Here is a 20,636-nt window from a genome sequence, read left to right as displayed (position 1 = left end):
GCCATTACTATGGCTAATCAGCGTTCTCGCAAGCAAGTGCGTGAATCCCGCGCTCTGGGTATTGCTCTTACTCCGAAGGCCGTTCGCTATTTTGAAAAGCGTCCCTACGGTCCCGGTGAACATGGTCGTAGCCGCCGTCGTCAAGAATCCGATTACGCGGTTCGTCTGAAGGAAAAGCAGCGTCTGCGCGCTCAGTATGGTATTCGTGAAGCTCAGATGCGTCATCTTTTCGAAGAAGCACGTCGTACCACTGGTCTGACCGGTGAAAACCTTGTTGAGCTGCTTGAAATGCGTTTGGATGCACTGGTATTGCGCTCTGGCTTTGCACGCACCATTCAGCAAGCTCGTCAGGTCGTTGTTCACCGTCACATCCTTGTTGATGGCAAGATCGTTGACCGTCCTTCTTTCCGCGTAAAGCCAGGTCAGGTCATTCAGGTAAAGCCGAAGTCACAAACCACGGTTCCTTTTGAGATTGCTGCTCAAGGTATCCACCGTGATGTTTTGCCTGCTGTTCCTGAATATCTGAATGTGGAACTTGAACGCCTCAAAGCAGTTCTCGTTCGCCGTCCCAAGCGTGCTGAAGTTCCGGTCACCTGTGATGTGCAGATGGTCGTCGAACACTACTCACGCTGACATATCACGTGTAGCCCCGGGAGTCTATGGCTTCCGGGGTTTCGTCCTTACAGTTTTCCTTACACAGGCCCTTTCACCTATTCACAGGCCTTTTATCCAACTACGATGAGGACTTATGCGCACCTCTGAAATTCGCAGCCGCTGGCTGGACTACTTTGCTTCCAAAGATCATCACATTGCTCCGTCGGTTCCGTTGATTTCGCCTGACCCGTCAATTCTTTTCACAATTGCCGGTATGGTGCCTTTTATTCCCTACATTGTGGGAACTGAGCCAGCGCCATGGCCGCGGGCTGCCTCTGTTCAAAAATGTATTCGCACGAATGACATTGATAACGTAGGTAAAACTACGCGCCACGGCACGTTCTTCCAGATGAATGGCAATTTTTCTTTCGGCGATTATTTCAAAGAAGGTGCCATTGATTTCGCGTGGGAGCTTTTAACTGGCAGTGTGGATGAGGGGCGCTACGGACTTGACGGGGATCGTTTTTGGGTAACGATCTGGGACCAAGATGACGTGTCCTACGATCACCTTACCCGCGTGATCGGTATGGATCCGCACCATATTGTGCGCCTCCCTCGTCATGATATCTTCTGGGATACAGGACAGCCTGGTCCTGCTGGTCCATGCGCAGAATGGCACTACGATCGTGGTCCTGCTTATGGTCCAGAGGCCGTTGGTGGAACCGTTGACCCAGGTGGCGACCGTTACCTTGAAGTGTGGAACCTCGTATTCGATCAGTTCTTACGTGGTGAAGGCCAAGGTAAAGACTACCCGTTGCTGGGTGAACTGGAATCGAAAGCAATCGATACAGGTGCAGGTTTGGAACGTTTGTCTTTTGTTCTTCAAGACAAACCGAATATGTACGAAATTGATGAAGTTTTCCCCGTGATTGTGGCGGCGCAAGAAATGACAGGGAAAACCTACGGGCGTGGAGCTGCTGGCCCACAAGCTGGCGCCGCATACGAAGATGATGTACGGATGCGTGTAGTTGCTGACCATGTGCGTTCCGCTTTAATGCTGATTAGTGATGGTGTGCGTCCAGGTAATGATGGGCGTGGCTATGTTCTGCGTCGTCTTATTCGTCGTGCGGTACGGTCTATGCGTCTGCTTGGCATAGATGAAGCAACTTTGCCGACCCTGCTGACAGCTTCAAAAGAAGCAATGAAAGCCTCGTATCCTGAACTGGAAACACAATGGCAGACAATTCAAGATGTAGCATACGCTGAAGAAGATGCTTTCCGCCGGACTTTAAGCGCAGGAACAACGATCCTTGATACGGCTGTGAGTCAAGCGAAAGCTGCTGGCTCAACTGTACTGTCAGGCGATAGCGCTTTCTCTTTGCATGATACATACGGTTTCCCCATTGACTTGACTCTTGAAATGGCTGCGGAGCAAGGGCTCAGCGTTGATGAAGAGGGTTTCCGTAGCCTCATGCAGGAACAGAAAGAACGTGCTCGTGCTGATGCTCGCGCTAAAAAGAGTGGTCACACAGATGTGCGAGTGTTCCATGATATTGAAAAAGCTATGGGCGGCGGATCGCAGTTCCTTGGCTACACGGAAACAGCCGCGTCAGCGCGTGTGGAAGCTGTTCTTGTTGAGGGAGTGCCGACATCTGCTGTGGAAGCACCGGCAGAAGTTGAAATAGTTTTGGATCGCACACCTTTCTGGGCAGAAATGGGTGGTCAGCTTGCCGACCAAGGGACAATTCGCTTAGAAAACGGCGCGGTCATTGAAGTGCATGATGTACAAGCCCCCCTCAAAGGCTTATCAGTTCACCGTGGTACTGTCACCGAGGGAACTGTGGTGCAGGGGATGAATGCGTGGGCTGAAATTGATACTGAACGTCGTATGGCTATTGCTCGGGCGCATACTGCGACACATATGGTGCACAAGGCATTGCATGAGGTAGTTTCTGCAGATGCGAATCAGGCAGGTTCAGAAAATTCACCCTCACGCTTGCGTTTTGACTTCCGTCATTCTGCCGCACTGACGTCTTCACAGATGTCGGATATTGAGTCCTTACTTAATGAAAAACTTACTGAAAATATGCTGGTGACAGATGAAGTCATGCCTATTGAACAGGCGCGTGCTATGGGTGCGATGGCATTATTTGGTGAAAAATACGGTTCTCATGTTCGTGTGGTTTCTATCGGCGGTGACTGGTCAAAGGAATTATGTGCAGGTACGCACGTGTCTGCCACCGGTCTTATTGGCCGTGTTGCCGTGGTAGGTGAAGGTTCCATCGGTTCAGGTGTGCGTCGTATTGATGCTTTAGTTGCTGATGGCGCATATAAGTACCAAGCGAAAGAACATGCCTTAGTTTCCCAGATCAGCAGCATTTTAGGTGGGAAAGCTGAAGATTTACCGGCTCGTGTGGAATCTTTGGTTGCGAAACTGCGTGAGGCAGAAAAAGAACTGGATCGTGTACGCACCGCACAGGCTTTAGCTCGGGGTGCTGAATTGGCAGCGAGCGCGGTTTCTTTAGGGCAGGTGAATTTTGTTCGAGCGACCGTTGGTGAAATGCCTTCGGCTGATGTGTTACGTAGTCTGGCGCTAGACGTACGTGACCGTTTAGGGGAACAGCGTGCAGCTGTTGTGATTCTTATTGGTATTGTGTCGGGCAAACCATCTGTGATTGCAGTGACAAATACGCTTGCCCGTGATCGTGCACTGAAAGCTGGTTCGCTTGTGCGCCTTGCTTCTAAGATTCTTGGCGGCGGCGGCGGTGGTCGTGATGATATCGCTCAAGGTGGGGGACAGGATATCTCCGCTATTGATACTGCGTTATCAGCTGTGGAAGCGGAGTTGTTAGCGTAGTGGCTTTTCGACGAGGAACACGTCTAGGGGTTGATGTGGGGACAGTCCGTATTGGGCTGGCCCGCACAGACCCTGAAGCTATCATGACTTTTCCTCTGGAAACATTGCATAGAGTTGATGATGGAAGTGAATTTGAGCGCCTGATTTCCCTCGTTGAAGAATACGATGTTATGGAAATTATTGTGGGACTTCCTCGGCATTTAGCAGGTGGTGAAGGGATTTCAGCTAAAGGTGCACGCCGTTACGCGCGGCGCATTAAAAAAAGTCTCCCTCATATTCGTGTTGCTTTTGTTGATGAACGTCTCACATCACATCAGGCTCATCAGCGTTTACGTGCGGCTGGTCGTTGTGAACGTAGCCACCGTGAAATAGTCGATCAAGTTGCGGCACAAATTATTCTTGAACACGCACTTGAAATAGAACGTATGAGTGGAAATCCACCCGGTGACGTACTTGAAAGTCCCGAACAGAAGGGAAAAGGAACCCCGTGACTGATAACGAACCTTTACGTAGGCCGCCAATGCGTTCTCGTCGAGATATGAGTCCAGCAGAACGAGGATATACCTCTGAATCTTCTGTGCCTACTCCTATGAGCGCTCCTCCTGTGAGTATTGAAACGACAGGTATGCGTTCTCGTCGTCTTGAACATGAACGCCGTCGGGCACGTAGGCGTCGCCGTAATCGTCGTATCAGGTCTTTCATTGTGCTTGTATGTGTTTTAGCTCTTATCGGTGTGGCTTTGAACTATGCGTGGTATGCGCTTACAAACGATGCCCAAAAATTAACAGTTGCTGATGATTACCCTGGTCCAGGAACGGGAAGCGTCGAAGTTGTCGTTGAATCCGGTGAAACAGGTACAGATATCGGAAATAAACTCGTCCAAGCCGATGTGGTGAAATCTCTTGCTGCTTTTATTCGGGCATGGGAATCAAATAAAGCAGCGTCTTCTATTAGGCCGGGAACTTACACATTGAAGCAAAAGATGAATGCTTCTCAAGCGGTTGCTGACTTATTAGATAGTGCGAATCGTACAGATAACACAGTGACTGTAAATTCTGGTGAAACTCTGAAACAAATTGTTGATCGTTTTACTTCAGTGAGTAAATTCTCCGTTGAGGAAGTAAATGCAGCTTTACAAGATACAGCCGCTTTGGGCTTGCCTGTTGAAGCAAAAGGAAATGTTGAAGGATGGTTAGCACCAGGAGCATATGAGCTGGCAACAAGTGATACTCCTGCCACGATTTTCGCAAAGATGATTTCTGCAACCATTACACAGCTAGATTCTTTATCTGTCCCGCCTGCTGACAGAGAAACTGTTCTTATCAAGGCATCTATTCTTGAAAGAGAAGTGAATCTAAAAGAATACATGTCAAAAGTGGCACGTGTGATTGAAAACCGCCTGAATAATCCAGAAGCCGAAACTCGCGGGAGACTGCAGATGGATTCAACTGTGCTGTACGGTGTCGGAAAGACCGGTGGTGTTCCCACCTCTGAGGACCTCAATAATGACAATCCGTACAATACGTATTTGCATGCAGGATTGCCTCCGACTCCAATTTCCCAACCATCATTAACAACGATAAAAGCTGTTTTGTCACCGGCTGCAGGTAACTGGCTTTACTTTACGACTGTGAATCTTGAAACCGGGGAAACGCTTTTTGCTGAAACCTTGGCTGAACAGAATCAAAACGTCGATATATTCAAAGAATACTGCCGTACACACCGCGGTAAATGCTGATGCCGTGGGCTGCTGTTATTGGCTCGCCTATTGAGCACAGTTTGTCGCCGGTGCTTCATCGTGCTGCTTGGGAACATACTCCTATCGGCTCACAAGGATGGGACTACCGGCGTATCGAATGTGATGCTCAGGGGCTTGCTTCGCTGATTACTGGATTAGATGAACACTGCCGTGGATTGTCTGTGACAATGCCGTGTAAGCAGGCGATTATTCCATTCTTGGATGTCATTGATCCGCTTGCTCAGGCCGTTGGTTCTGTGAATACGCTGATTCCTTCAGGCGGTGTTTTGACCGGTTTTAATACAGATGTTTTTGGTATTGAAAGAGCATTGCACAGCGTGATCCCAGTGGGAACGCATCCTCGAACAGCAGTTATTTTAGGCTCTGGTGCAACAGCATGTTCTGCTTTAGCGGCAGTGGGCACTATGGGAATACGCGATATTTATGTGGTGGCGCGGCGTTTTGCAGGCCCCAATTCTGTAGTTGTTGCCGCTTCACGTTTAGGTATCACTATTCATCAGATCTTATGGAATGATGATCTTCAGGTGATTCGAGCCCTTTCAATGGCCGATATCGTTGTATCAACTGTCCCCGCGCATGTATGCGATTCATTAGCTCCTCATCTGGCAGACACGCATGGGCGCATACTTTTAGATGTGGTGTACGCGCCAATGACAACTGATCTTGTGGCTGCATGGCGGCATGGGGGTGGCCTGATTGCTCATGGTCTGGATATGCTGATATTCCAAGCGATTCAGCAAGTACGCCTAATGACTGGCTATGACGTTCACTATGAAGTGATGCGCCACGCTCTTGAACGTCACCGAGAAGCAGCCACACATGCTGAATGACATTCGTGATTTCATTGCTTCCCACGTGGAGACTCCGCTTGTGTCGGGTTTTATGACGTGGGTGCTGATTGCCGCATGGATGTGGTTCAAAGGCTGGAAAGTGCAACGTCGTTATTTTATTGCTTCGCTTTTAACACCTCTCCGACGAATTCCTCTTTGGTGGATGTGTGCAATCATTGGTGCTGTGATGGTGGTTGCCGCTGAGCAAAGACCTGCTTCGCCTGCTTTGGTTGCAGTCGCCATGGTGGGGGTCGTGTCATCAGTTGTTGATGCTCGAACTCATCAGCTCCCTGATACCTACACCGCAGTGATGGCATGTGGTGTGATCTCAGGTATTTTTTTAGCTGGCCTCACTGCGGCTCAACCATTTGTTTTACTGGGGAAAGTGATGACAGGAGCACTTTTGTGGTTGGTGCCATTGTGGTGTGCTTCCCGTATTCCTCATGGTATGGGTAAAGGTGATGTGAAACTTGCTCCAGTTTTGGGTGCGATGCTGGGTATCCTTGGAATACAAGCAGCTTTAACAGCCTTAATTTTGTCCTTTGTTGCAGCAGGCTTGGCGGCTCTCACTCATATAGTCACAGGTCAAGCGGGAACGGATACGCGGATTCCTATGGGACCGTGGCTTATAGGTTCTGCACTGTTATCCTATCTTCTGTGGGGTGTTATTCCCGATTGGTTGTAGGCGCGTATCACATAAGATTTTCTTTTACGTGTCTTTGACCGAGGGGACCTGCGCCAGATCGTGCGGACACATTGCCCCATAGACGCTGCGAAGTGACAGGATAGGACCGTGACTTTAGATGCAAGTGTGGCTTCTCGCCTCAAACGAAATGAAGATGGTCTTGTTGCTGCGATTATTCAGCATGACGATACGAAAAAAGTTTTGATGCTGGGGTGGATGGATGACGAGGCTCTCTCTCGTACATTAACCGAGGGCAGGGTCACGTTTTGGTCACGCTCCCGCCAGGAGTATTGGCGTAAAGGTGATACATCAGGTCATTATCAATGGGTGAAATCTGTTGAGATTGATTGTGATGGTGATGCTCTTTTGATTGCTGTCGATCAGGTAGGAGCAGCCTGCCATACAGGAAAAACGTCATGTTTTGATGAGGGTGGACCCTTGCAATGTATTTCACGGGAGAACAGATGAGCCAGAAAAATCATGAGTCAGTGACTGTACAGTGGGGACAAACATGGCCTTCCCGCGAGGAATTTCACGAGCTTGCAACGCAGCGACGCGTGATTCCTGTGGTACGTCGTTTCCTTGCGGATGAGTTAAGTGCTGTCGGGGTTTATCGTCAGCTCGCTGCTCACCGTGAGGGAACTTTTATCCTTGAATCTGCTGAACATGATGGCGCGTGGGGACGCTGGTCTTTTATTGGTGCCGGTAGTGGATCGTCCATTATTGCTGAGGGTGGGCGTGCTCGCTGGACGGGGACTGTGCCAGCGGGCGCTGTGCCTGAAGGGACTTTTCTTGAGGTTGTTCATTCAGCTTTACGCACCTTAAAAGCTGAACAGATACCGGGTTTGCCGCCTCTCACTGGAGCATTAGTTGGTGCTCTTGGATGGGGAATTATTCCCGAGTGGGAACCGACATTAGTTCCTGTTGCTCCTTGTGAGCGGCAAGTTCCTGACGCAGTACTGTGTCTTGCAACGGAGGTTGTTGCTCTGGATCATCATGATGGTTCTGTATGGCTTATCGCAAATGCGTGGAATTTGAACGGTTCTGATGAGGGAGCAGATGAAGCTTATACGCAGGCTGTGGAACGTCTCGATACGATGTGTCGTGACCTGACTACTCCTTTAACACCAGCTGTTTTTGCTTTACCTGTGAATGGGAATGAAGAAAATATCCCAGTGGTGGCACATCGCACAAGTCAGGTGGATTTTGAATCAACAGTGATTGCAGCAAAAGAAGCGATTCGTGAAGGTGAAGTATTCCAGCTTGTTTTGTCTCAGCGAGCAGATGTACACACTGATGTTGATGGTGTGAATGTGTACAGGGTTTTACGCACGGTGAATCCGTCGCCGTATATGTATTATCTTCGTTTACCGGATGGGCGCGGTGATTCTTTTGAAGTTGTGGGGTCTTCACCGGAAACTCTGATGAAAACTCGCAAAGGGCGTGTGTGGACTTATCCGATTGCTGGTTCTCGTCCTCGTGGGGCTACTTTTAGTGAAGATCAGAAGTTAGCAGAAGAACTTTTACATGATCCGAAAGAACTTTCAGAACATGTCATGCTTGTGGACTTAGCGCGTAATGACTTATCTAAGGTGTGTGATCCTGCGACAGTTGAAGTTGAAACGTTGATGGAAATTAAACGTTTTTCGCATATTCAACATATTTCCTCAACTGTCACAGGGTGTTTGCGCTCGGATGTGGATGCTTTGGATGCTTTGGTGGCTACTTTTCCTGCGGGGACTTTATCAGGTGCGCCTAAACCACGTGCGATACGTTTGATTGACATGCTGGAACCGGCTGCTCGCGGTGTCTATGGGGGAGTGGTGGGCTACTTTGATTTAAGTGGGGAAGCTGATCTTGCGATTGCAATTCGGACTGCTCATCTTTATCAGGGAGTTGCTTCCGTACAGGCAGGTGCCGGTATTGTGGCAGATTCTGTTCCTGAAACGGAGTATCAGGAAACACGGAATAAGGCTGCGGCTGCTGTGAGTGCTGTGATGACTGCTTCACGTATGCATCCTGTGTCATATGAAAATGTTGGACGCTCAGATGACGGTCGTCACTGAAAGAAGTCAGAACGCAGCGATACCATGCACACGAGGCCACGAGAGGAGGCTCAGCAATGACTGTTCTTGATGACATCATCGTTGGAGTTTTGGAAGATCTGAAAGAACGCGAGTCTCGTGTCCCTATGGACGTTATTAAGGAACGTGCTCAGCGTGCGCCGGATGCGCGTGATGCTTTGGCGGCTTTCCACGCTCGTCCGGGTGCTGTTTCTTTGATTGCAGAGGTGAAACGTTCCTCACCGTCCAAAGGCGAGTTAGCTGATATTCCTGATCCTGCTGCTCTTGCAGCGTTGTATGAACAAGGTGGGGCTACTGCCATTTCTGTGTTAACAGAGCAACGGCGTTTTCGTGGGTCTTTAGCAGATCTGGACGCGGTACGTGCCCGAGTGGATATTCCTATTTTACGAAAAGACTTTATTGTGACCCCGTATCAAGTGCATGAAGCACGTGCGCATGGGGCTGATATTGTCCTTCTCATTGTCGCTGCCCTTGAACAGCCCGCGTTGGTGTCTTTGCTGGATCGTGTACATTCGCTTGGAATGGTTGCTCTGGTAGAAACTCATTCACGTTTAGAGGCTTTACGTGCTTTAGATGCAGGGGCGCGTGTTATTGGTGTGAATGCGCGTAATTTAAAGACTTTAGAGGTTGATCGTGACACTGTTGAACAGGTCATTGATGTGATTCCTCAGGATGTGATTGCGGTGGCTGAATCGGGTGTTCGCGGGACGAAAGATCTTTTAGAGTACGCGAATGTGGGTGCTGATGCGGTGCTTGTTGGTGAAGCACTTGTTAAGTCCGGTAATCCTTTGGAAAGTGTCGCTGATATGGTGAGCGCGGGACAACATCCTGCGTTACGTGCGGATAGGAAAGCACGGATTCGTGCTGCGCGACAGGAGAACCTGAAATGAGTATGGCATTGAATCCTTATTTTGGTCGTTTCGGCGGTCGTTTTGTTGCCGAGTCATTAATGGGGCCGCTAGAAGAAATCGAAGCCGCGTGGAGGCGAGTGTGGGCTGATCCTGCTTTTCGTGGGCGTTTAGATGCTTTGCTACGTGATTATGCGGGTCGTCCTTCGTTATTGACAGAAATTCCGCGTTTTGCTGAGGATTTGGGTGGCGTCCGAGTCTTTATTAAACGTGAAGATCTCAATCACACGGGTTCTCATAAGATTAATAATGTTTTGGGTCAAGCTTTGTTGACAAAAGAGCTTGGCAAAACTCGTGTGATTGCTGAAACTGGTGCCGGTCAGCATGGAGTTGCTACGGCAACAGCTGCTGCGCTTTTGGGTTTGGATTGCACAATATATATGGGGCGTGAGGATACGCAGAGGCAAGCGTTGAACGTGGCTCGAATGCAGATGCTGGGTGCAGAGGTTGTTGCGGTGACGCAGGGATCGCAGACATTAAAAGATGCGATTAATGAGGCTTTCCGCGACTGGGTTACTCATGTGGAAAATACGAACTATATTTTTGGGACTGCTGCCGGCCCTCATCCTTTCCCGACAATTGTGCGTGATATTCAGCGTGTGATTAGTGATGAAGCACGTGCGCAAATCTTGGAATGTACAGGTCGTCTTCCTGATGTGGTATGCGCTTGTGTGGGTGGTGGCTCTAATGCGATAGGGAGTTTTGCTGCTTTTATTGATGATGAAGGTGTGGAACTTCTTGGTTGTGAGGCTGCTGGTGATGGTGTAGAAACTGGTCGTCATGCTGCTTCTATTACGGCTGATGAAGTGGGTGTACTTCATGGGGCGCGCACGTATGTTTTACAGGAACGCGATGGGCAAACAAAGGCTTCTCATTCGATTTCAGCGGGTTTAGATTATCCGGGGGTTGGGCCTGAACATGCGTGGCTGGCTTCAACGGGACGTGCGCAGTATATTCCGGTGACTGATGAGGCAGCTATGGATGCTTTCTTGCGTTTGTGTCGTACAGAAGGCATTATTCCAGCTATTGAATCTTCTCATGCTTTAGCAGGTGTACGTCAGTGGGCGATGCAACGTAGGCACGATGCTCCGTGGTCTGCCGGTCAGGAGCCTATTGCTGTGGTGACTTTGTCTGGTCGTGGTGATAAAGATGTGGATACTGCTTCGTCCTGGTTTGGCCTGGGTCAGGCTGATGAACGGGTAATTGATCCTGCTCAGCAAAGCAACGAAAGTCGCAATGAGGAAAGAGGCGCTTAATGGGAACACAGCTATTGAGCGGGACAGCTATTGATGCTGCCGTGGAACGCGCAGATGCTGCTTTGATTGGCTATATTCCTGTGGGTTTCCCAACGGTTGATCTTTCAATTTGCGCGGGGAAAGTCCTTGCAGATTGTGGTTTTGATGTGATCGAGTTGGGTTTTCCTTATTCTGATCCGGCTATGGATGGTCCTGTAATCCAGCATGCGACTTCTGTTGCTTTGGAACGTGGTACGCATTTAGAAGATCTTTTTCATGCTGTTGATGAGCTTACGTCTTACGGGATTGCTACTTTGTCGATGACTTACTGGAATCCTGTGGAATGGTATGGGGTGGAACGTTTTGCTGCGGATTTTGCTGCAGCAGGTGGAGCTGGTCTTATCACGCCTGATTTACCTCCCGAAGAAGGCGCTGAATGGGAAGCTGCGTCAGATCTTCATGGTTTAGAGCGGGTGTATTTGACGGCTCCGTCCTCTCCGCAGCATCGCTTGCGTTTAATCGCTGAGCATTCCCGAGGGTGGGTTTATGCTGCTTCATCTATGGGGGTAACAGGGGAGCGTTCCAGTGTGGGACTGCAGGTACAACCTTTGGTGGAGCGTACTCGTCAGGCAGGGGCTCAGCGTGTATGTGTGGGCTTAGGAGTTTCTTCAGCTATGCAGGCGCGTGAGATTGGCACATATGCTGATGGGGTGATTGTAGGGTCTGCTCTTGTGAGGGCGTTATGTGAAGTGGATCAGGGGCGTGCTTTACGTCACTTGAAAGATGTGGCTTCTGATTTGGCTTCTGGTGTGCGAGGAGCGCGTCGATGATTCCTACATATATTCCTTCGCCTGCGTATGGTGTGCTGTGGTTGGGACCTGTTCCTTTACGTGCTTACGGTATTCTCATTGCCTGCGGCATGATTTTTGCAGTGTGGTGGTCTTCTCGGCGGTATGCACGACGGGGAGGAGATCCTGATGTGCTCTTTGACGCAGCTTTATGGGCAATCCCGTGTGGCATTGTTGGTGCACGTTTGTATCATGTGATTACTTCGCCAGAGAACTATTTTGGTTCTCAAGGGAGCCTTGTGCGTATTCTCTACATTTGGGAAGGCGGGTTAGGTATTTGGGGCGGTGTGATTTTTGGTGCGGCTGGCGCATGGTTTGCTTTGAGGCGTTCAGGTGCCCGTTTAGGTCCGGTTGCTGATTCGATTGCGCCTGCTTTGTTGGTTGCTCAGGCAATTGGTCGTTGGGGAAATTGGTTTAATCAGGAACTTTTTGGTGCGCCGACGACTGTTCCGTGGGGTTTGCGCATTGATGCTCAGCATATGCCTGCTGGTTATGCGGTGGATACGCTTTTTCATCCGACTTTTTTGTATGAAAGCCTGTGGAACCTTGCTGCTGCGGGGGTTGTGATTGTGCTTGAGAGGCGTTTATGTGATCGTCTTCAAGGTGGTCAGGTATTTGGTATGTATTTAATTGCCTACCCATTAGGACGTATGTGGGTGGAGTATTTGCGTATAGATCCTGCACATGTTTTTTGGGGTTTACGCCTCAATATTTGGGCTTCACTTTGTGGGCTTGTCATTGGTGTTCTTGCCATTGTGCTGGCTGGTCGTCATGCGGCTGATCGTTTAGTTCATGCGGAAGAATTGCCTGTGAAGCCAGTCGAAGGTGATAAATAAGATAGCCGTTGCCGTGGGCTGCATGAGGTCTGTTGAATTCATGTGAATCATCCGTGGCGGCATGGAATGAAGCGGAAGAAGCAGTATCCCCTGTAGAATGGTTTTATGCGCCGAGCAAAGATCGTATGCACCATTGGCCCAGCCACCGCTTCTTCTGAACAGATTCAAGCACTCGTTGACGCGGGGATGGATGTTGCCCGTATTAATCGTTCTCATGGTAGCCCTGAGGAACACGAAGCCACGATTGAACGTGTTCGTCGAGCTTCTGCGACATCAGGTCGTGCAGTTGCCATTCTGGTTGATTTGCAGGGACCTAAGATTCGTTTAGAGTGTTTTGAGCAGGGGCCTCAGCTTCTTGAAGTGGGTGATACTTTCACTATCACTACACGGGATGTTCCGGGGACGAAAGAGCTGGTAGGAACAACTTTCAAGGGTTTGCCTGGTGACTGTGCGCCCGGTGATCGTTTGCTTATTGATGATGGGAATGTGGCTGTTCGTGTTGTTGAAGTTAATGACACGGATGTAGTGACCCGCGTTGAGGTTGGCGGCATGGTGTCGGACCATAAGGGTTTGAATCTGCCGGGTGTTGCGGTTTCTGTTCCTGCTTTATCTGAGAAAGACCGTGAAGATCTGCGATGGGCATTGAAGATCGGTGCAGATTTTATTGCTTTGTCTTTTGTTCGTAATGCCCGTGATATTGAAGATGTGCACGCGATTATGGATGAGGCGGGTCGCCGTGTTCCTGTGATTGCGAAGATCGAAAAGCCTCAGGCCGTGGACTCTTTGCCAGAAATCGTTGATGCTTTTGATGGCATCATGGTGGCACGCGGCGATTTGGGTGTGGAAATGCCTTTAGAAGAGGTGCCGTTGGTTCAGAAACGTGCTATTGAATTGGCGCGTCTGGCAGCTAAACCTGTGATTGTGGCGACGCAGGTGATGGATTCGATGATTAAGAATCCTCGTCCAACACGTGCTGAGGCTTCGGATTGCGCGAATGCGATTCTTGATGGCGCGGATGCGGTTATGCTTTCAGGGGAGACGTCTGTAGGTGCGTATCCTATTGAGGCTCTGCGAACGATGGCTCGTATTATTGAGTCAACTGAGGAGTTGGGCGGTGAACGTATTGCACGTTTAGGTGCTTTCGCTGTGGATCGTCCGGCGGTGATTTGTCAGGCTGCTGCTTCTTTAGCTGAACGTTTAGATGCGCGTTATGTGGTGACTTTTACTCAGACTGGTTCTTCTGCTCGTCGTATGTCACGATTGCGTACACCAATTCCGATGCTTGCTTTTACTCCTTTGGAATCGACACGTCGTGCTTTGGCGTTGACTTGGGGTGTTCAAACGTATCGTGTGCCTGAGGTTCGTCATACTGACGATATGGTGTGGCAGGTAGATCAGGTTGTTCAGTCAAGTCAGCTTGCTGATTTTGGTGATGAGCTGGTCATTATTGCCGGTATGCCGCCGGGGACTGCTGGTTCTTCTAATTCTATTCGTGTACACAAGGTGGGCGATGAATTGGATTACACGATTGGCGGGGGTGTGAACGCTTTATAAGGCGTGGTGCTTTTGCTGATGTGGGGTGGGTCTGGATGTAGACCTACCCCGTTTAATGTGATATGCATGATAAAAAAGTTTTATACGTGCTTTTTCGTGTAGAATCGTATCTTCAGTTCTTTTTGACTGAATATAGCGCACGGCACCATGGTGGCGCTGTGTCGCGGAAATAGTTCGCCTAATTAGAGGCTGCCTGCACACCCCATGTGCATACCTCGGCGAAGATGAAGAGAGAAAAATGGTAATGAAAATGAATATCATGACAACCGTGTCTGTTCACGATCGACTATCGCATCGACAGGCTCATAATCTGCCGGTTGAAGTTCTGTCAGAGGCGGTTCGCCCCTGGTTTGGTCAGTGGCAAGAATCTGTGCATGTGCGTCATGCAATTGAAGATTTACGTTATGAAGAAACTCGTGAGGCTGCAGCCCGTTTTCTGGGGCTTGAATTGATTGCAGTGGCCTAGTGCCTATTCACATGATGCAAAGCATAATGTGTGTGCCCGCAACTTTTGTTGCGGGCACACACATATGTATGAAGTAAAGGTGTAGCTCATATGAGCATATACGTACGCGGGAGGCGTTTAGTGATCTTCAACCTGCTGGATTACCGCGTCAGCAACTTCACGCATTGATAAGCGACGATCCATTGAGGTTTTTTGGATCCAGCGGAATGCCTCAGGCTCTGTCATCCCCATATTCTTTTGTAGGAGTCCCTTGGCGCGGTCAACACGCTTACGCACCTCGAAACGATCTTGAAGATCAGCAATTTCTTCCTCAAGAGATTCAATTTCTTGATGGCGTGAAATAGCGATTTCAACAGCAGGGATCAGATCAGCTGGGCTGAATGGTTTAACCACATAAGCCATGGCTCCCGCGTCGCGTGCGCGTTCGACGAGTTCTGTTTGACTGAAAGCTGTCAGCATAACGATTGCGCAGGAAAGCTCTGAAAGAATTTTTTCTGCAGCTGTGATGCCGTCCATTTTTGGCATTTTGACATCCATCACACATAGATCAGGTTCATGCTCTAGTGCAAGCTGGAGTGCCTCTTCGCCATCGGACGCCTCAGCAACTACCTCAAATCCTGCTGCGGTAAGGGTTTCAACGATGTCGAGGCGGATTAAGCCTTCGTCTTCGGCGACGAGAACCCTACGTGATTCTGTCTGTTGAGTAGTCATCTTTTCCTGTCCTCGGTTTGTCGACTCACTGCATTTTATTCTATTCTTGTTTCTGACGCTTTTGAGCGTTGCCCCGATAGCCCAATTGGCAGAGGCGGTCGGCTCAAACCCGGCTTGTTGTGAGTTCGAATCTCACTCGGGGTACCGTAGGTACTTTTTTGCAGTGCATGAGCAGTGTTGCTCCATTGATTTTATCCTGATTTTTCCGGTAGTTTTACCTTTTGCTTTCAGAGATCAATGTGAAATATTTACTAAACTGGTTGGGAAGTTTCCTCGGAAGATCCGGATTGTTACCATGAGGTAGTTCATAGGGAACTTACGAAAAGTCCATATAATGAGACTATTGGCCGCCTATTTTCTTGTCAGCGTGAATACGTCGTTCCAATAGTCGATTTGTTACCCTCCCCGTCGCAATAAGGTGACCTGTATCGTCATGAACATCAACAATATGAACGGTTTGTGACTTTCCTAAATGCACTGCCCGTGCGGTGGCTGTGACCATTCCATGAGTAGTTACACGCAAGTGTGAGACTGAAATCTCAATTCCTACGGCATAGCCTTGATCTGCCCCATATACGGCTCGTGCATGTATTTGCGCAGCAAAAGAAGCCGCTGATTCGACTAAAGCAGCCGTGCCTCCACCATGCAAAATTCCAGCACTTTGACGATTTCCTTCCACGGGCATTGTGATAATCGTGCATAAAGCACTGTGTTCTAATACCTCCATTGACATGCGTTCCATCAAAGATCCAGGCCAATGTGCGCCAACGAAACCTCCCTCACGAGATGGATCCGGCTGTGTGTTCAAAGTGTTCTTTTGCTCCATGCCCTCTAGGGTGTCATGTGTGAACAACACTTTGCTCGTTATAGATGGTCATTCAATGGCATTTCGTGCCTTCTATGCACTTCCTGCTGAAAATTTCCGAGCTGACTCAGGACAACATACGAACGCGGTTTACGGATTTTTCTCCATGCTGGTTCGTTTACTTGAAAGTCGTCAACCTACGCATATTGCTGTGGCCTTTGACGTATCCCGTCATAGTTTCCGAACAGAGGAATACCCACAGTACAAAGGAACACGAGAATCCACCCCTGAAGAATTCAAAGGGCAAGTTGAAATTATTCAACAGGTGCTCGCAGCTATGGGCATGACCGCTTTAACAAAAGAAGGCTATGAAGCAGACGATATTCTTGCCACCCTCGCTTCACGTGCAGCTGCAAAAGAAATGCGAGTGTATCTTGTATCAGGCGACCGTGATACCTTCCAGACAATTAACGAGCATGTGACAGTACTTTATCCTGGGGCTAGCCCAGGAGAATTACAAGAAATGACACCGCAGGCTGTCGAAAAAAAGTACGGTGTACCACCTTATCGCTACCCAGAAATTGCAGCAATCGTCGGTGAAACATCCGATAATCTGCCCGGAGTACCTGGGGTAGGACCAAAAACCGCAGCGCAGTGGATTAACGCATATGACGGGCTCGATAATCTCCTCGCGCGTATGGAATCTGTCAGCGGCAAACGCGGTGAAGCCTTACGGGAACATGCTGATGATGTGCGCCGTAATCGCAAACTTAACCACTTACTTACAGATTTAGATATCGGTGTTGACATAGACGATTTACGTGTAGGCGCAGCCGATTCTTCAGCCTTACAGTCTCTTTTTGACATGCTTCGCATAGGGGGGCTGCGTAAACGTATATATGCTGCTTTGAATATGTTGCCTCGTGATGCTGAGGAACTTCACGCAAACAACGCTCTGTCATTAGATGAGCCTGTTCGCAGCCAAGAGGCCTCAGATATATTCGATGATCTCACAATCACTGTGCTGCATGCGGGTATGGAAACTACCCCTGTGAAAAAGTGGTTGATGTCAGCGCGTGAACAGGTTCTGTCCTTGTGGGTCAGCGGAATAAAAGAGCCAGCACGTGGTCGAGCTGACCGACTTGTTTTAGCCTACGCAAATCATGTGCTCATCCTTGAATATCCAGCTGATATTGATAAAGACGTATGGGAAGCGCTCAATGACACAATTAATGCAGCCCCTCAGCTGATCGTCTCAGACTGGAAAGGAACATGGCACGCCCTCCATAGCATCGGCATGGATTTACGTAGTGACGTATTCGATACGGGGCTTGCTGCCTATATTGTGCGGCCACAACAACGAAGCTACACAGCGGTTGATGTCATTGAACGCGCATTGGGTGTGACGATTGAGGTCCCGGAAAGTCCTGAAGACGCGCTTTTCAGTATGGCTTCATCTCCTGAAGAACCTTCTGAACATCAGTTAAGTGATGCTCGTATCTGCTTGGCATTACTGAAAGTATGGACGGTTCTTGAAAAAGAACTGAAAGACACTCAATCAACGGACTTGCTGTATTCCATGGAACAGCCCTTGTCTGTTGTACTTGCACATATGGAGAATTTAGGTATTCGTGCTGATAGTGCTGAATTGGATTCTCAGTCACGTATGCTTAAAAATGAAGAAGAACGCGCACGTGATGCGGCCTTTGCGGTGATCGGACATGAAGTGAATTTGTCCAGTCCGAAACAGCTTCAAGAAGTACTTTTTGAAGAACTGGGACTACCAAAAACGAAACGAACAAAACGCGGGTACACAACCAATGCGGAAGCCCTTCAGGATCTGCTTGCGCGGACAGGAAATGAATTCCTCAGGCATCTTTTAGCTCACAGGGACCGTATTAAGCTGCGCCAGATGGTTGATACATTACGTGCAACTGTTGATGATGACTCACGTATTCACACATCTTTTTCGCAAGTTGTTGCGGCTACTGGCCGCTTAGCTTCTTCAGAACCTAATTTGCAAAATATTCCTGTCCGTAGCGCAGATGGTATGCGTATTCGTGATGCCTTTATCGCTGGTGAAGGTTTTGATGCGCTGATGAGTGTTGATTACAGCCAAATTGAAATGCGAATTATGGCTCACTTATCTGAAGATGCGGGCCTTATTGAAGCATTTAATTCAGGTGAGGATCTTCATCGCACAATGGCGGCTATGGTTTTCGGTGTGTCGCTGCAAGAAGTCACTTCTGAACAGCGTTCACGGATTAAAGCAACTTCTTATGGTTTGGCTTATGGTCTTTCTTCCTATGGTTTATCCGCTCAGCTGCATATTTCGGTTCCTGAAGCATCAGAGCTCAAGGATAAATATTTTGAGCGTTTTGGGGGGGTTCGAGATTATCTTGCGTGCGTTGTTGAACGCGCACGTCAAGATGGGTGGACACAAACAATGTTTGGACGTCGCCGCTATTTACCTGATCTGATGTCGCAACAGCGTCAGCGTCGTGAAATGGCTGAACGTGCGGCTCTCAACGCGCCAATCCAAGGTAGTGCTGCTGACATTATTAAGATTGCGATGATCGAGGTAGAACGGAAACTAGCTGAAAAACACTTGCGCTCGCGTATGCTTTTGCAGATTCATGACGAATTATTACTTGAAATCGTTGCTGAGGAACGAGCAGAAGTTGAAGCATTAGTGCGGGAAGCTATGGCTTCACCCGTTCAGATGTCTGTTCCACTTGAAGTGGCCGTTGGGGTAGGGAAAACGTGGCGTAGCGCTGCTCATTAATGAGGGGGAGTGGGCGTGTGTGCTGCTGTGCACTTAGCTATGTGAAATGTGACAGGTCTACCAGTGCCGGAATATCACATTTTCCCTTCTCCCTGCTAGGATAATGAAGGCGCATTGGGCGACTACTTCTTTATGAGGTTTTTGTGTGATGCGTCGGACATGTCCGCTTACTATCCATTCCGTTTCGGAGAACACAACTACATGACCACCAATACACCGCAGGTTGCGGTCAACGACATCGGTTCCACAGAGGACCTGCTCGCCGCTATTGACGAGACCATCAAATATTTCAACGATGGTGACATCGTCGAAGGCACTGTCGTCAAGGTTGACCACGATGAGGTCCTCCTCGACATTGGCTACAAGACTGAGGGCGTTATCCTCTCTCGCGAGCTTTCGATCAAGCATGACGTTAATCCTGATGACGTTGTTGCAGTCGGCGATCACATTGAGGCTCTTGTTCTTCAGAAAGAAGACAAAGAAGGTCGCCTGCTCCTGTCGAAGAAGCGTGCACAGTACGAGCGCGCATGGGGCCAGATCGAAAAAGTCAAGGAAGAAGAAGGTGTTGTTACCGGCACCGTTATCGAGGTTGTTAAGGGCGGCCTGATTATTGACATCGGTCTGCGTGGCTTCTTGCCTGCTTCCTTGGTTGAAATGCGTCGCGTACGCGATTTGCAGCCCTACATTGGCCGTGAGCTTGAAGCGAAAATCATTGAGCTCGATAAGAACCGCAACAATGTTGTCCTCTCACGCCGCGCATGGCTTGAGCAGACCCAGTCTGAGGTTCGCACGAACTTCCTGCATACCTTGGGTAAGGGCCAGGTTCGTAAGGGTAATGTGTCCTCCATCGTTAACTTCGGTGCTTTCGTTGACTTGGGTGGCGTTGACGGCCTCGTTCATGTTTCTGAACTCTCATGGAAGCATATTGATCACCCCTCAGAAGTTGTTGAGGTTGGTCAGGAAGTTACCGTCGAGGTTCTCGATGTTGACATGGATCGTGAACGTGTCTCTTTGTCTTTGAAGGCGACTCAAGAAGATCCATGGCAAACATTTGCACGTACACATGCTATCGGTCAGGTTGTGCCCGGTAAGGTCACCAAGCTTGTTCCATTCGGTGCTTTCGTGCGCGTAGAAGATGGCATTGAGGGTCTGGTTCACATTTCTGAGCTTGCTCAGCGTCATGTGGAACTGCCTGACCAGGTTGTGAAGGTCGGTGATGACGTATTCGTTAAGGTCATCGACATTGATCTGGAACGTCGCCGTATTTCTTTGTCTCTCAAGCAAGCGAATGAGGGTGTTGACCCTGTTGCTGATGACTTTGATCCGTCTTTGTACGGCATGGCTGCTGAGTACGATGAAGAAGGTAACTACAAGTACCCCGAGGGCTTCGATCCTGAGACTCAGGAATGGATGGAAGGCTTCGAGGCTCAGCGCGAGGCATGGGAAACTCAGTACGCTGAAGCCCAAGCTCGTTGGGAAGCTCATAAGGCTCAGGTAGTGCGCGCGCAGGAAGAAGATTCTGAGGCTGCGGTTTCTGTTGAAGAACAGGCATCCTACTCTACTCCTGTTGATAACAGCGGTACTTTGGCTTCAGATGAGGCTCTTGCTGCTTTGCGTGAGAAGCTTACTTCTAACTGATACTGGTGGATTGCGTATGATAATGCGCTAATCCGTGGTTT

The 20,636-nt window shown here is 49.2% G+C and carries 18 protein-coding genes and 1 tRNA gene; 17 read left to right on the top strand and 2 right to left on the bottom strand.

What is annotated here, in order from left to right; all coding sequences use genetic code 11:
* The first annotated feature begins 9 nt into the window (after nucleotides 1-9).
* From rpsD to LRP57_RS07040, 14 genes are all read left to right on the top strand, one after another.
* Nucleotides 10-633 (top strand): 30S ribosomal protein S4, encoded by a 624-nt coding sequence (gene rpsD / locus LRP57_RS07105; protein ID WP_231205842.1) that lies wholly within the window; start codon nucleotides 10-12, stop codon nucleotides 631-633.
* Between the two features lie 115 nt (nucleotides 634-748).
* The gene (alaS, locus tag LRP57_RS07100; protein ID WP_231205841.1) at nucleotides 749-3,451 is read left to right on the top strand and encodes an alanine--tRNA ligase; all 2,703 of its coding nucleotides are present in this window, start codon (nucleotides 749-751) and stop codon (nucleotides 3,449-3,451) included.
* Nucleotides 3,451-3,942, top strand: a complete 492-nt coding sequence (gene ruvX, locus LRP57_RS07095) for a Holliday junction resolvase RuvX (protein WP_231205840.1) — start codon at nucleotides 3,451-3,453, stop codon at nucleotides 3,940-3,942. Before alaS ends, ruvX begins: the two co-directional genes overlap by 1 nt.
* Nucleotides 3,939-5,189 (top strand): endolytic transglycosylase MltG, encoded by a 1,251-nt coding sequence (gene mltG, locus LRP57_RS07090; protein ID WP_231205839.1) that lies wholly within the window; start codon nucleotides 3,939-3,941, stop codon nucleotides 5,187-5,189. The genes ruvX and mltG overlap by 4 nt, the downstream gene beginning before the upstream one ends.
* The gene (locus LRP57_RS07085; RefSeq protein WP_231205889.1) at nucleotides 5,189-6,040 is read left to right on the top strand and encodes a shikimate dehydrogenase; all 852 of its coding nucleotides are present in this window, start codon (nucleotides 5,189-5,191) and stop codon (nucleotides 6,038-6,040) included. Before mltG ends, LRP57_RS07085 begins: the two co-directional genes overlap by 1 nt.
* Entirely contained in the window at nucleotides 6,030-6,725 is a 696-nt protein-coding gene (locus tag LRP57_RS07080; RefSeq protein ID WP_231205838.1) for a prepilin peptidase, read from the top strand. Before LRP57_RS07085 ends, LRP57_RS07080 begins: the two co-directional genes overlap by 11 nt.
* Nucleotides 6,726-6,833: 108 nt before the next feature.
* Nucleotides 6,834-7,193 (top strand): phosphoribosyl-AMP cyclohydrolase, encoded by a 360-nt coding sequence (gene hisI / locus LRP57_RS07075; protein WP_231205837.1) that lies wholly within the window; start codon nucleotides 6,834-6,836, stop codon nucleotides 7,191-7,193.
* Nucleotides 7,190-8,791, top strand: a complete 1,602-nt coding sequence (locus tag LRP57_RS07070; RefSeq protein ID WP_231205836.1) for a chorismate-binding protein — start codon at nucleotides 7,190-7,192, stop codon at nucleotides 8,789-8,791. Before hisI ends, LRP57_RS07070 begins: the two co-directional genes overlap by 4 nt.
* 56 nt (nucleotides 8,792-8,847) lie before the next feature.
* Nucleotides 8,848-9,699: an indole-3-glycerol phosphate synthase TrpC gene (gene trpC / locus LRP57_RS07065; protein WP_231205835.1), complete on the top strand. Its 852-nt coding sequence runs from the start codon at nucleotides 8,848-8,850 to the stop codon at nucleotides 9,697-9,699.
* On the top strand, nucleotides 9,696-10,973 hold the full coding sequence (gene trpB, locus LRP57_RS07060; RefSeq protein WP_442984715.1) for a tryptophan synthase subunit beta: 1,278 nt from the start codon (nucleotides 9,696-9,698) through the stop codon (nucleotides 10,971-10,973). The genes trpC and trpB overlap by 4 nt, the downstream gene beginning before the upstream one ends.
* The gene (gene trpA / locus LRP57_RS07055) at nucleotides 10,973-11,782 is read left to right on the top strand and encodes a tryptophan synthase subunit alpha (RefSeq protein WP_231205834.1); all 810 of its coding nucleotides are present in this window, start codon (nucleotides 10,973-10,975) and stop codon (nucleotides 11,780-11,782) included. The genes trpB and trpA overlap by 1 nt, the downstream gene beginning before the upstream one ends.
* Nucleotides 11,779-12,636, top strand: a complete 858-nt coding sequence (gene lgt / locus LRP57_RS07050; RefSeq protein ID WP_231205833.1) for a prolipoprotein diacylglyceryl transferase — start codon at nucleotides 11,779-11,781, stop codon at nucleotides 12,634-12,636. Before trpA ends, lgt begins: the two co-directional genes overlap by 4 nt.
* A 105-nt stretch (nucleotides 12,637-12,741) precedes the next feature.
* The gene (gene pyk / locus LRP57_RS07045) at nucleotides 12,742-14,190 is read left to right on the top strand and encodes a pyruvate kinase (protein ID WP_231205832.1); all 1,449 of its coding nucleotides are present in this window, start codon (nucleotides 12,742-12,744) and stop codon (nucleotides 14,188-14,190) included.
* A gap of 259 nt (nucleotides 14,191-14,449) precedes the next feature.
* A complete protein-coding gene (locus tag LRP57_RS07040; protein ID WP_331274749.1) occupies nucleotides 14,450-14,656 on the top strand; it encodes a hypothetical protein in 207 nt (68 codons plus the stop codon).
* Nucleotides 14,657-14,773: 117 nt separating this feature from the next.
* Here LRP57_RS07040 and LRP57_RS07035 read toward each other — a convergent pair whose 3' ends face one another.
* Nucleotides 14,774-15,367: an ANTAR domain-containing response regulator gene (locus tag LRP57_RS07035; protein ID WP_231205831.1), complete on the bottom strand. Its 594-nt coding sequence runs from the start codon at nucleotides 15,365-15,367 to the stop codon at nucleotides 14,774-14,776.
* A gap of 70 nt (nucleotides 15,368-15,437) precedes the next feature.
* Between LRP57_RS07035 and LRP57_RS07030 the strand changes: the two genes are divergently transcribed.
* A tRNA-Leu gene (locus LRP57_RS07030) sits at nucleotides 15,438-15,511 on the top strand.
* Between the two features lie 196 nt (nucleotides 15,512-15,707).
* On the opposite strand, the gene LRP57_RS07025 is transcribed toward LRP57_RS07030, so the two are convergent.
* A complete protein-coding gene (locus LRP57_RS07025) occupies nucleotides 15,708-16,193 on the bottom strand; it encodes a PaaI family thioesterase (RefSeq protein ID WP_231205830.1) in 486 nt (161 codons plus the stop codon).
* Nucleotides 16,194-16,212: 19 nt separating this feature from the next.
* Here LRP57_RS07025 and polA point away from each other — a divergent pair, with 19 nt between their 5' ends.
* Complete coding sequence (polA, locus tag LRP57_RS07020; RefSeq protein ID WP_231205829.1) at nucleotides 16,213-18,957, top strand: DNA polymerase I; 2,745 nt, start codon at nucleotides 16,213-16,215, stop codon at nucleotides 18,955-18,957.
* 201 nt (nucleotides 18,958-19,158) lie between these two features.
* Nucleotides 19,159-20,595: a 30S ribosomal protein S1 gene (gene rpsA / locus LRP57_RS07015; RefSeq protein WP_231205886.1), complete on the top strand. Its 1,437-nt coding sequence runs from the start codon at nucleotides 19,159-19,161 to the stop codon at nucleotides 20,593-20,595.
* The last annotated feature ends 41 nt before the right edge of the window (nucleotides 20,596-20,636 follow it).

Source organism: Schaalia sp. lx-260 (genome assembly GCF_021083645.1).
Classification (GTDB): domain Bacteria; phylum Actinomycetota; class Actinomycetes; order Actinomycetales; family Actinomycetaceae; genus Pauljensenia.
This window is presented reverse-complemented; position numbering and strand designations above follow the sequence as displayed.

Coding starts and splice junctions, on each gene's coding strand:
- rpsD (WP_231205842.1), top strand. CDS start 10: ATGGCTAATCAGCGTTCTCGCAAGCAAGTGCGTGAATCCCGCGCTCTG.
- alaS (WP_231205841.1), top strand. CDS start 749: ATGCGCACCTCTGAAATTCGCAGCCGCTGGCTGGACTACTTTGCTTCC.
- LRP57_RS07085 (WP_231205889.1), top strand. CDS start 5,189: ATGCCGTGGGCTGCTGTTATTGGCTCGCCTATTGAGCACAGTTTGTCG.
- LRP57_RS07080 (WP_231205838.1), top strand. CDS start 6,030: ATGCTGAATGACATTCGTGATTTCATTGCTTCCCACGTGGAGACTCCG.
- LRP57_RS07070 (WP_231205836.1), top strand. CDS start 7,190: ATGAGCCAGAAAAATCATGAGTCAGTGACTGTACAGTGGGGACAAACA.
- trpC (WP_231205835.1), top strand. CDS start 8,848: ATGACTGTTCTTGATGACATCATCGTTGGAGTTTTGGAAGATCTGAAA.
- trpB (WP_442984715.1), top strand. CDS start 9,696: ATGAGTATGGCATTGAATCCTTATTTTGGTCGTTTCGGCGGTCGTTTT.
- trpA (WP_231205834.1), top strand. CDS start 10,973: ATGGGAACACAGCTATTGAGCGGGACAGCTATTGATGCTGCCGTGGAA.
- lgt (WP_231205833.1), top strand. CDS start 11,779: ATGATTCCTACATATATTCCTTCGCCTGCGTATGGTGTGCTGTGGTTG.
- pyk (WP_231205832.1), top strand. CDS start 12,742: ATGCGCCGAGCAAAGATCGTATGCACCATTGGCCCAGCCACCGCTTCT.
- LRP57_RS07040 (WP_331274749.1), top strand. CDS start 14,450: ATGACAACCGTGTCTGTTCACGATCGACTATCGCATCGACAGGCTCAT.
- LRP57_RS07035 (WP_231205831.1), bottom strand. CDS start 15,367: ATGACTACTCAACAGACAGAATCACGTAGGGTTCTCGTCGCCGAAGAC.
- LRP57_RS07025 (WP_231205830.1), bottom strand. CDS start 16,193: ATGGAGCAAAAGAACACTTTGAACACACAGCCGGATCCATCTCGTGAG.
- rpsA (WP_231205886.1), top strand. CDS start 19,159: ATGACCACCAATACACCGCAGGTTGCGGTCAACGACATCGGTTCCACA.